This window comes from Skermanella sp. (assembly GCF_059503625.1).
In genome coordinates this window covers 1-10,470 of record NZ_JCACHA010000748.1, presented here as the reverse complement: position 1 = coordinate 10,470, position 10,470 = coordinate 1, and the positions used below count along the sequence as shown (strand labels likewise).

Sequence of the window (10,470 nt, the reverse complement as noted above, 5' to 3'; positions counted from 1 at the left end):
ACTCGGCTCAGGACCTGCGGGCCGAGATGCTGACCGTGCTGGGTGAGATGGGCGTCGAGATCGAGAAGCATCACCACGAAGTGGCCGCTTCTCAGCACGAGCTGGGCATCAAGTTCGCCACGCTCGTCAAAACAGCCGACAACATGCAGCAGTTCAAGTACGTGGTGCACAATGTCGCGGCCGCCTACGGCAAGACCGCTACGTTCATGCCGAAGCCGGTGTTCGGCGACAACGGTTCGGGTATGCACTGCCACCAGTCGATCTGGAAGGAAGGCCAGCCGATCTTCGCCGGCTCCGGCTACGCCGACCTGTCGGACATGGCGCTGTACTACATCGGCGGCATCATCAAGCATGCCCGTTCGCTGAACGCCTTCACTAACCCGTCGACCAACAGCTACAAGCGCCTGGTTCCGGGCTACGAAGCTCCGGTTCTGCTGGCCTACTCGGCCCGCAACCGTTCCGCTTCCTGCCGCATCCCCTACGTCGCCAGCCCCAAGGGCAAGCGCGTCGAAGTACGGTTCCCCGATCCGTCGGCCAACCCGTATCTCGCTTTTGCCGCCATGCTGATGGCCGGTCTCGACGGTATCCAGAACAAGATCCATCCTGGCGAAGCGATGGACAAGAACCTGTACGACCTGCCCCCGGAAGAGCTGGCCGCGGTCCCGACCGTGTGCGGTTCGCTCCGTCAGGCGCTCGACAGCCTGGAAGCCGACAACGATTACCTGACCAAGGGCGACGTGTTCGCTCCGGACATGATCGAGGCCTATATCGAGCTGAAGCGCGAAGAGCAGATGGCCTTCGAGACCTCGCCGCACCCGATCGAGTACAAGATGTACTACTCGGTCTGATCCTTCGGGATCCGGCGGCTCAATTTTTGGGCAAAATGGAAGGGGTGGCGGATTTTCCGCCGCCCCTTTTCATTTGGGCTTTTCCAAAAATCCACGCAGTGCAAACTTTACCGGAACCGAAAAATCGTGCAGGTTTATGCATGATTTTGCAGACAGCGGACTGATGCCGCTTGAAGTCTCCGGAAAGTGCGATGCGTGACGATCCCTCGAGCCTGCCGTTGCGCCTGAGCGGCGTTCGTTACTCCGTCGGCGAAGCGACGCTGATTCCAGCGCTGTCCCTGACTCTCGGCGGACATGGGATAACGGTCATTCTCGGACCGAACGGTGCCGGCAAGAGCCTGACCCTTCGTCTCTGCCACGGGTTGATTAGACCGACAGCCGGTTCGGTAGAATGGCTGGGTCCCGGCGCCGCGACAATCCGCCGCCGTCATGCAATGGTCTTCCAGCGTCCCGTGATGCTGCGCCGCTCCGCGCGCGGCAATCTCATCCATGCCCTGGCCTTGGCCGGATTCGGCTATCGAAGCCGCCGCACCGCTGCCGGCGCGGCCCTCGAACGATTCGGTCTGACCGATCTGGCCGACAGGCCGGCGCGCGTCCTGTCCGGCGGCGAGCAACAGCGCCTGGCGCTCGCCCGCGCCTGGTCTCTGCGCCCCGAAGTGCTGTTCCTCGACGAACCGACGGCCAATCTCGACCCGACCGCGACCAGAGCAGTCGAATCGATGATCGAGGAGTTCGTTCGCGACGGCATCCGGATCGTCATGACGACACATGACCTCGGCCAAGCCCGGCGCCTCGCAGACGAAGTCATGTTCCTGAACCGTGGGATGCTGATCGAACATGCGCCCGCGGCCTCATTCTTCGACCAACCGCGGACCAAGGAAGCCGCGGCCTTTCTCAGAGGAGATCTCCTGTGCTGACAAAATTGAACCGGCGCCTGTTCGGCGCCCTGGTGGCCGCCGGCCTGTCCTTGGCCGCAGGCCTGCCCGCGGTCGCCCAGGACAAATTCATCACCGTCGCATCGACCACATCGACCGAGCAGTCCGGTCTGTTCGACTATCTCCTCCCCCTGTTCAAGGCGAAGACCGGTCTTGATGTCCATGTCGTCGCCCAGGGCACCGGACAGGCGATCGAAACCGGCCGACGCGGCGACGCCGACGTGCTGTTCGTCCACGATACCAAGTCGGAAGAGAAGTTCGTCGCCGAGGGCTTCGCCAAGAAGCGATACGACGTCATGTACAACGACTTCGTCATCGTCGGGCCGGCAGGCGATCCCGCCGGCGTCAAGGGCCTGAAGGACGCCGAAGCCGCCCTGAAGAAGATCGCCGCCGCCAAAGCGCCTTTCGCATCACGCGGCGACGACAGCGGCACCCACAAGGCGGAACAGCGCCTTTGGCAGATGGCGGGAGTTGACGTCGCATCCGCCGGTTCCGGCGGCTGGTACCGTTCGACCGGCTCCGGCATGGGTCCGACCCTCAACACCAGCGCCGCGATGGAGGCCTATGCGCTGACCGACCGGGGGACTTGGCTGAACTTCCGCAACCGGGGCAACCTGACGATCCTGGTCGAAGGGGACAAGCGGCTGTTCAATCAGTACGGCGTCATGGCTGTGAACCCGGAAAAGCACCCGCACGTGAAACTTGAGGACGGAGCGCTTTTCGTCAATTGGCTGCTGTCTAAGGAGGGACAGGATGCCATCGCCGGCTATAAGATCAACGGCGAACAGCTTTTCTTCCCCAACGCCGAAAAATCCAGCTCCTGACCGCGGGGTCCTGAGCGGGGCGGCACCGCGGATCGATCCATGTCCGACCTGATGAACACCCAGGAAGTAGCGGCCTATCTCCGGATCAAGGAGCGCAAGATCTACGATCTCGTGCGCCAGGGCGGCATCCCCTGCACGCGCGTCGGCGGCAAATGGCTGTTTCCCAAGGACAGAATCGACCAATGGCTGGAGCGTGCCGCCCCCACGATGCCGGAACACCGAGCGCCCCCGACTGCCGTCGCTCCCCGTGTCATGGCCGGGAGTCACGACCCGTTCCTCGAATGGTGCGTCGCTTCTTCCGGCTGCGGCCTCGCGATGCTCAGCGGCGGCAGCCTCGACGGCCTTGAACGGCTGGCAGCCGGCCAAGCCGCGGCCTGCGGCATTCACGTTCTCGACCCGGAGTCCGGCACGTACAATGTGCCGGCGCTGGAACGTACACTGTCCGGCTACGACATCGTCGCGGTGGAGTGGGCTTGGCGAGAGCAAGGATTGCTAGTTGCCCCCGGCAATCCGCACGGCATCGCTTCCCTCGAAGACGTCGCGGCAAGCCGTGCAAGGATGGCGATCCGTCCGCCTGGGTCGGGTGCCAGGGTGCTGATGGACCATCTGCTCGACAAGTCGGGCATCCGCCTGAACGAGCTTTCGCTCACGGAGTCGCCGCTACGGAGCGAACTGGAGGTAGGCTTGACGGTGCTGGACGGTCGGGCCGACGCCGGCCTCGCCGTACGGGCCATCGCCCGGCAGCTTCGCCTTAACTTCGTGCCGCTGCACCGGGAGCGATACGATCTGGTCGTCCGGCGGCGGGATTATTTCGAGCCCGAAATGCAGGCCCTGCTGACGCATTCCCGCTCTACCGACGCCTTGGCCAAGGCTGACGACTTGCAGGGTTACGATCTCTCGTCGGTTGGACGCGTCTGGTACAACGCACCCTGAAATCGTCCGTGCTAAAAACCATAAAAGGTGATCTTAAAACGAAACGGCGCCGCGACTGATGTCGGGCGCCGTTTCGTTTTAAGATCACCTTCTGGGAAGGTGGCTCCCGGTGCTGGACTCGAACCAGCGACACGCGGATTAACAGTCCACTGCTCTACCAACTGAGCTAACCGGGATCAACGAGGCGGTTTTTAGCAGCCGAGTTTCGGGTTCGCAAGAGGAAATTTCACGGAAAAATGAGAAGCCGAACTCAGCGGATTCCAGCCGCCCTGCGGATCGCCTGGATATCCTGATCGAGCTGTTGGAGGAACCGGGAACGATCCTGCTTGCCTAGCGGAGCAGGGCCGCCGGTGATGAGGCCGGACTCCCGAAGATGCTGGCTCAGCTCGCGTCCGGCCAGCGCCTGCCCGATCGTAGCGTCGGTAAACGGTTTGCCGGTGCTGCCGATCACGCGGGCACCGTTCTTCAAGCAGCGGGAAGCCAGTGGAATATCGGCGGTGATCACGATATCGCCGGCACCGGCATTGGTCGCGATCCAGTCGTCCGCCGCGTCGAACCCGGCTCCCACCACGACCAAGCGGATACGCTCGTGGAGGGGGACTCGGAGCGGGCTGTTGGCGACCAGGGTGACGCTGAGCCCATAACGCTCGGCGACACGGTAAACCTCGTCCTTCACCGGGCAGGCGTCGGCATCGACATAGACATGCAGCACTTAGGAAGTCCTCGTTTTACAAAACTTAACCGGACTCGTTTTATCACAGAGCGTAACGCGGATGACGGGAAGACCGATGAACTGGCGGCGAACGGCCGGAATAGCGGCATTTACAGGCATGGTCCTGGCGGTCTCGACATTACCGGCATCCGCCACTCCGGCTGAAGCACGATCCGTCGCAGTCGCCTCCAACTGCAAGCCCGGCAAGATCGAGCCGCTACGCCAGACCGTAGGCAACAGCCCGGAAACCGTCTTCAAGGTGATGTGCACGGGAGGCAAGTCCAAGGACGTCTTCGTTCTGGTCCAATGCCGCGTGCACCAGTGCGTGTTGCTGCGATGAAGGAGAATGCGGCCAGGCCAGCCAGTCGGCGGATCCGGATAAGGAGCCTCATCGCCGCTACCCTGATCGGCGTCCTGCCCGGCGGCTGCTCGATGCTGGAAGGTCCGGCCACCGCGGCGACGGCTGGCGTTTCCACGGTCCTGCTTATCAACACCGGCAAGACCATCACCGACCACGCGGTGTCCTATGCTCTCGACGAAGATTGCAGCATGGTGAATTACGAGAAGACCAGGCATTACTGCCGCGATTGGCCGGATGTGACGGTGCGTGCCGAGCCGGAACTGTACTGCTACAAGACCCTTGCCCAGGTCGAGTGCCATGCCCGGCCGGAGCCATATGGCAACAAGGAAACTCTGGTAGGAATCCGCCCGGCCTGGCCCACCGTTGCGGCGTCGCCGAAGTAACGCTACGCCATTGCGCCGTCAGTCCCGGTGCTTGCGCGCGTATAAAGCTGCCAAAGCCCGCATAGTCTGCTGATGCTTGGCTCCCGCCTTGGTCGGCGGAACCGGATTGGTCGTGCCGAGTTTCAAGGGAGATGCCGATCTCGGAGCGGGGGCCGCCGGACTGGGCCGGGGAGGCAGAGCACCCTGCCCCATCAGCGACAGCGCCTTGTCCAAGGCTTCCGGCGACAACTCGCGCGGCGGTACAGGCTTCGGCACCGGAACTTTGGGCGCGGACGCCCGGACGATTGCCGGTGACGGGGCCTGTGCTATGGCAGCACTCTTTTCGGCTGCGGGTTTAGTCACCCGCTCGATCGTCCCGGTGACGATGCCTTTCAGGTAAGGCTCCACAAGTCCGCGAAGCAATCGGTCGTCCGCCTGCGCCCAGCCCAGCAGGATATCCTGCGCACGGGCGCGACTGCCCTGGGATGCGACCAGCGCTTCCTTGATTTTCGAGGATGTATAGCTGTCGGACATTGGCGGCCACCGCGACGAAACTGCGGCTACAGTGTTTCGCGTTGAGGTTAATAAACCGTCAGCGACTTCCCTGATGGTCGGCCGATGGGCAGGGTAGTTCCTGCACGAGGCCGAGCACTCTCGCCAAAGGCATGCGTTTGGGATTACAATCGAAATCATGATAGTCGAGATCTACTCGGACCTGATTTGTCCCTGGTGCTATATCGGCAAGCACCGGCTGGAACGTGCCCTGACCGAACGGGCACGCTTGCCGCTGGAGCGCCGCTGGCAGCCCTATGAACTGAACCCCGACATGGCGGTGGGCGGCATCGATCGCTTCGCGTATCTGTCCACCAAGTTCGGCGGAGCCGAGCGGGCGCGTCAGGTCTATAGCGTGATCGAGGAAACGGCCGAGCGTGACGGCCTTCCCATGCGCCTAGACCGCATCAAGCGGACGCCCAATACTCTGGCCGCTCACCGCCTCGTCCGCTTCGCCAGCCGTCTCCAACTCGCCGACCGGATGACCGACCTGCTGTTCGCAGCTTATTTCATCGAAAGCCTGGACATCGGCGACCGCGAGGTGCTGCTTGCCAAAGCGGCGGAAGCCGGACTCGACCCGGATCAGGTGCGCGACCATCTAGCCGGAAACGCAGACGTGGCGGCGATCCGGGCGACGGAGTCGGTCGCCCGTCAGATCGGCATCCAGGCGGTGCCCTGCTTCATCTTCAACCGGCGCTATGCGCTGGCCGGGGCGCAGGAGCCCTCCGCCTTCCTGCCGCTGCTCGATCTGGCGGCCGAGGAGGTCACGCCCCTCCCCCAGCGGGTCATGCGACCAGTTTAGCCAGATCCTGCATCAGCCGGTTGACGCCTTTCACCCGCGTCGCCGTGTCGTCCCAGGTGCGGGTATAGACCAGCTTGTGGTCGGGCCGCAGCTTCATCGTGCCGACCTGTTTGCCGATGAAAATGATCAGCTGGTCGGGCCTTGCGAACGTATTGTTGTGGAACGACAGCACGGCGCCCTTCGGCCCGGCATCGACGCGCTCCACCCCGGCGGCGCGGCAAAGCTGCTTGATCGTCATGACGTCCAGCAGGTTCTCCACTTCGTCCGGCAGCGGTCCAAAACGGTCGATCAGTTCGGCTGCGAAACTATCGATCTCCTGCCGGTCCACCAGTTCCGATATCCGGCGGTAAAGCCCCAGCCGGACGTTCAGATCGGCGATGTAGGCCTCCGGGATCAACACCGGCATCCCGAGGTTGATCGACGGCGTCCACTGATCTTCCGCCTCCGACAGCGTTCCGGCGCCGCTTCGCGCCGTCGCTACCGCTTCCTCCAGCATGTGCTGGTAAAGCTCGACGCCGACTTCCTTGATGTGGCCGGACTGCTCCTCGCCCAGGAGGTTGCCGGCGCCCCGGATGTCCATATCGTGGCTGGCAAGCTGGAAGCCGGCTCCCAGGCTGTCCAGCGTCTCGATCACATGGAGGCGCTGGGTCGCGGTGGCCGACAGCACCGTCTTCGGAGCATAGGTAAGATAGGCGTAGCCCCGGACCTTCGACCGGCCGATCCGGCCGCGCAACTGGTAGAGCTGCGCCAGCCCGAACAGGTCGGAGCGGTGGATGATCATGGTATTGGCGTTGGGCACGTCCAGCCCGGATTCGACGATGTTAGTCGCCAGCAGCACGTTGAACTGGCCGTCGTCGAAGGCGGTCATGACCTCCTCCAACTGGGTCGCGGCCATCTGGCCGTGCGCCATCACGACCTTGATCTCCGGCACCAGTTCCTGAAGCCGCTCGTAGACGCGCGGCAGATCCTCAAGGCGCGGGCAGACGTAATAGGTCTGTCCGCCGCGATAATGCTCGCGCAGGATCGCCTCCCGGATCACCACCGGGTCGTAGGGCAGTACGAATGTCCGCACCGCCAGCCGGTCCACCGGAGGGGTCGCGATCAGGCTCAGCTCGCGGACTCCCGCCAGCGCCATCTGAAGCGTGCGCGGGATCGGGGTCGCGGTCAGGGTCAGCACATGGACATCGGCGCGAAGCTGCTTCAGCCGCTCCTTCTGCTTGACGCCGAAATGCTGCTCCTCGTCCACGATCACCATGCCGAGGTTCTTGAACTGCACCGTCTTGGACAGCAGCGCGTGGGTTCCGATCACGATATCGACCGTTCCGGCTGCGAGACCGTCCTTGGTCAGCTTCTGATCCTTGGCCGTCACCAGCCTGGAGAGCTGCCCGATCCGGACCGGCAGCCCGGCGAACCGCTTCTCGAAGGTGCGGGAGTGCTGACGCGCCAGCAGCGTGGTCGGCACCACGACAGCGACCTGCATCCCGGACAGCGCCGCGATGAAAGCGGCCCGCAACGCCACTTCGGTTTTGCCGAAGCCAACGTCGCCGCAGACCAGCCGGTCCATCGGACGGCCCGACTGCAAGTCCTCCATCACCTCTTCGATGACGCGAAGCTGATCCTCGGTTTCCGGATAGGGGAAGCGCGCCGCGAACTCCGCGTAGATTCCATCCGGAGCCGAAACGGCCTGCCCGCGCCTAAGCTCGCGCTCCGCCGCGATCTTCAGCAGCGCCTCGGCCATGTCCTTCAGGCGCTTCTTGACCCGCGCCTTGCGGCCCTGCCAGCCGACGCCGCCCAGCTTGTCCAGCTGCGCCGTATCGGCGGCCGAGCCGTAGCGCGACAGCAGTTCGATGTTCTCGACCGGCAGGTACAGCTTGTCGCCGCCCTCGTAAATCAGCCGCAGGCAGTCATGCGGAGCGCCGGTCACCGTCAGCGTCTCGAGCCCATCGTAGCGCCCGATGCCGTGGTCGACATGGACCACCAGGTCACCTTCGCTCAGGCTCGACAGTTCGGCGATGAAGTTGGCCGAGCGCTTCCGCTTCTTGGTCGGCCGCGCCAGACGGTCGCCCAGGATGTCTTGCTCGGTGATGACCACGACATCGGGAGCGGCGAAGCCGGTCTCGATGCCCAGGACGATCAACGCCGTCGTCCGCCGGTCCAGCCGCCGGGCACCTTCCCAGCTTTCGCAGATCTCGACCCGCTCGATCCCATGGTCGCGCAGCACTGTCAGCAGCCGGTCGCGCGCACCCTGGCTATAGCCGGCGACGACGCAGCGCCGGTCCTGCTTCTGAAGCTCCTCGATATGCGACTTCAGGGCGTCGAAGACATTGACGTCGGGACGGGCGCGGGCTTCGGCGAAATCGCGGCCCCGCCGCCCTTCGGCATCGACGCCAGCTTGGCCCTCCGCCAGCGCGAACGGGATCAATTGCCCAACCGCGCGGGCGGCCAGCAGATCGTCCCAGGCCGCTTCGTCCAGGAACAGCATGGCCGGAGGCAGCGGCTTGTAGACGGGATTGTTCGCCTTCTTCTCGACCGATTGCAGCGTCTTCCGCGCATGGTAGAAATCGGCGATCTGGGAGAAACGGGCGTCGCGCGACTCTTCCGCCTGCGGGTCCAGCGTCACCGCCGCATCCGGGACGTAGTCCAGGATCGTTTCCATGGTGGAATGAAACAGCGGGAGCCAGTGCTCCATGCCGCCATGCTTGCGTCCGGCGCTGACCGCCTCGTACAGCGGGTCCTCGTCCAGCACGACGCCGAACAGCTCGCGATAGCCGGACCGGAACCGTGCTACCGATTGCTCGTCCAGGAAGACTTCGGACATCGGCTTAAGCGCCACTCCGTCGCGCTTCTCCGTCGTCCGCTGGCTCATCGGGTCGAAGGCCCGGACGCCTTCCAGCTCGTCGCCGAACAGGTCGAGCCGCAACGGCTCCTCGGTCCCCGGCGGGAACAGGTCGATGATGCCGCCCCGGATCGCGAACTCGCCCGCCTCGCGCACGGTCTGCGCCCGCGTATAGCCGTTATGGGCCAGATAGGCCTGCAACTTGTCCAGGTCGACCCGGTCGCCGATCTTGGCAACGAACGTCGCGTGGCTGAAGGCGCCGCGCGGCGGCACCTTCTGAAGCAGCGCGTTGACCGTCGTCAGGATCAAGCGCGCCCGCCCCTTAGCCGGCTCGATCAGCCGCGTCAGTCCTTCGACCCGCCGGCTGACGATATCGACGTTGGGCGATACGCGGTCATAGGGCAGGCAATCCCAGGCCGGGATCTGGACAAGTTCCACCTCCGGCGCGAAGAACGCGACCGCTTCCGCCAGCCGGGCCATGCGCTGGTCGTCCAGCGCCACGTGCAGCAGCCCGCCGGCCCCCCGCCGCTTGGCGATGTCGGCGAGAATGCGGGCATCCTGCCCTTCCGGCGCACCGGCGATCAGAAGGCGGGACGGGCGGCCGGGGTCGAGGTTTATCTTGATCAAGGCGGGGATATCAGACTGGAAAGAGCGTCAGGCGACGGTCGATTTGAAATTGAACGCGACCAGCAGCCGCATCACGTCGTTGTCGTGCTCCGGCGGAACCGGCTCGCGCGCGGACATCCAGTTATAAAGATCGGGATCGCTCAATTCCAAGAGCCGCTCGTACCGTTCCAACTGGCCCTCGTCGAAATTCGGCAGATGCCGGTCTGCGAAGCGGCCGAGCAGGATGTCCGCCTCGCGGGTTCCGCGATGCCAGCTCCGGAAGGTCAGGCGCTTGCGCCGGACTTCGATGGTCTCGGCGGGCTTTTCAGGAGGAGTCTCGGCGGGCGTCTCGGCGGTCATGGGGGTCACCCTCTAAAGTGCGGCCCCCACGATATAGCCCCCGACAGCGACGCTGTCAGCGAGTTATATTGTCCGCATCATTCCGCCTTGGCCGACTTGTCGTCCCCGGTGATGGCCTTGAAATCCGATTTCCGGATCAGGATATTGGTTCCCTTGGTCCGGTCTACCACCTGGGATATCTGCACGTCCGACGCCGCCGACAGGTAGGCATAGGCGACGGCCCGGTCCATGCCCAGCCTCTCCTCCAGGAAACGAAGCGCTTCGCGGACGGAATCCTGCGTCGCCAGATCCAGGTCGGGGTTCAATCCGACCGGTATCCAGTACTCGTCGGTTTCGGCG

Annotated in this window: 12 protein-coding genes and 1 tRNA gene; 7 read left to right on the top strand and 6 right to left on the bottom strand. The window is 64.0% G+C overall.

Annotated features, from left to right (window positions below):
- From glnA to AC5JJ6_RS25755, 4 genes are all read left to right on the top strand, one after another.
- The coding region (gene glnA, locus AC5JJ6_RS25770; RefSeq protein WP_496044805.1) for a type I glutamate--ammonia ligase at positions 1–848 on the top strand (848 nt) is incomplete at its 5' end.
- A 191-nt stretch (positions 849–1,039) separates the two neighbouring features.
- Positions 1,040–1,765 (top strand): ATP-binding cassette domain-containing protein, encoded by a 726-nt coding sequence (locus AC5JJ6_RS25765; protein ID WP_496044804.1) that lies wholly within the window; start codon positions 1,040–1,042, stop codon positions 1,763–1,765.
- Between the two features lie 5 nt (positions 1,766–1,770).
- Positions 1,771–2,607: an ABC transporter substrate-binding protein gene (locus AC5JJ6_RS25760; RefSeq protein WP_496044807.1), complete on the top strand. Its 837-nt coding sequence runs from the start codon at positions 1,771–1,773 to the stop codon at positions 2,605–2,607.
- Between the two features lie 39 nt (positions 2,608–2,646).
- Positions 2,647–3,540: a substrate-binding domain-containing protein gene (locus AC5JJ6_RS25755; protein ID WP_496044803.1), complete on the top strand. Its 894-nt coding sequence runs from the start codon at positions 2,647–2,649 to the stop codon at positions 3,538–3,540.
- 100 nt (positions 3,541–3,640) lie between these two features.
- On the opposite strand, the gene AC5JJ6_RS25750 is transcribed toward AC5JJ6_RS25755, so the two are convergent.
- Both AC5JJ6_RS25750 and AC5JJ6_RS25745 read right to left on the bottom strand, forming a co-directional pair.
- A tRNA-Asn gene (locus AC5JJ6_RS25750) sits at positions 3,641–3,716 on the bottom strand.
- Between the two features lie 74 nt (positions 3,717–3,790).
- The gene (locus AC5JJ6_RS25745) at positions 3,791–4,249 is read right to left on the bottom strand and encodes a YaiI/YqxD family protein (protein ID WP_496044806.1); all 459 of its coding nucleotides are present in this window, start codon (positions 4,247–4,249) and stop codon (positions 3,791–3,793) included.
- 79 nt (positions 4,250–4,328) lie between these two features.
- Here AC5JJ6_RS25745 and AC5JJ6_RS25740 point away from each other — a divergent pair, with 79 nt between their 5' ends.
- Together AC5JJ6_RS25740 and AC5JJ6_RS25735 are read left to right on the top strand one after the other, a co-directional pair.
- Entirely contained in the window at positions 4,329–4,592 is a 264-nt protein-coding gene (locus AC5JJ6_RS25740) for a hypothetical protein (protein WP_496044802.1), read from the top strand.
- A gap of 92 nt (positions 4,593–4,684) precedes the next feature.
- Positions 4,685–4,996 carry a hypothetical protein gene (locus AC5JJ6_RS25735; protein ID WP_496044801.1) on the top strand — a complete coding sequence of 104 codons (312 nt, stop codon included), beginning with the start codon at positions 4,685–4,687 and terminating at the stop codon, positions 4,994–4,996.
- Between the two features lie 18 nt (positions 4,997–5,014).
- Here the strand turns inward: AC5JJ6_RS25735 and AC5JJ6_RS25730 are convergent, their stop codons facing one another.
- Positions 5,015–5,509, bottom strand: a complete 495-nt coding sequence (locus AC5JJ6_RS25730; protein ID WP_496044800.1) for a hypothetical protein — start codon at positions 5,507–5,509, stop codon at positions 5,015–5,017.
- Between the two features lie 157 nt (positions 5,510–5,666).
- Here AC5JJ6_RS25730 and AC5JJ6_RS25725 point away from each other — a divergent pair, with 157 nt between their 5' ends.
- Positions 5,667–6,329: a DsbA family oxidoreductase gene (locus AC5JJ6_RS25725; protein ID WP_496044799.1), complete on the top strand. Its 663-nt coding sequence runs from the start codon at positions 5,667–5,669 to the stop codon at positions 6,327–6,329.
- Here AC5JJ6_RS25725 and mfd read toward each other — a convergent pair.
- From mfd to AC5JJ6_RS25710, 3 genes are all read right to left on the bottom strand, one after another.
- A complete protein-coding gene (mfd, locus tag AC5JJ6_RS25720) occupies positions 6,313–9,792 on the bottom strand; it encodes a transcription-repair coupling factor (RefSeq protein WP_496044798.1) in 3,480 nt (1,159 codons plus the stop codon). The genes AC5JJ6_RS25725 and mfd overlap by 17 nt on opposite strands.
- 27 nt (positions 9,793–9,819) lie before the next feature.
- Positions 9,820–10,131, bottom strand: a complete 312-nt coding sequence (locus AC5JJ6_RS25715) for an FAD assembly factor SdhE (RefSeq protein WP_496044797.1) — start codon at positions 10,129–10,131, stop codon at positions 9,820–9,822.
- Positions 10,132–10,208: 77 nt separating this feature from the next.
- Positions 10,209–10,470: hypothetical protein (locus AC5JJ6_RS25710; RefSeq protein ID WP_496044796.1), on the bottom strand; the 262-nt coding region annotated here is incomplete at its 5' end.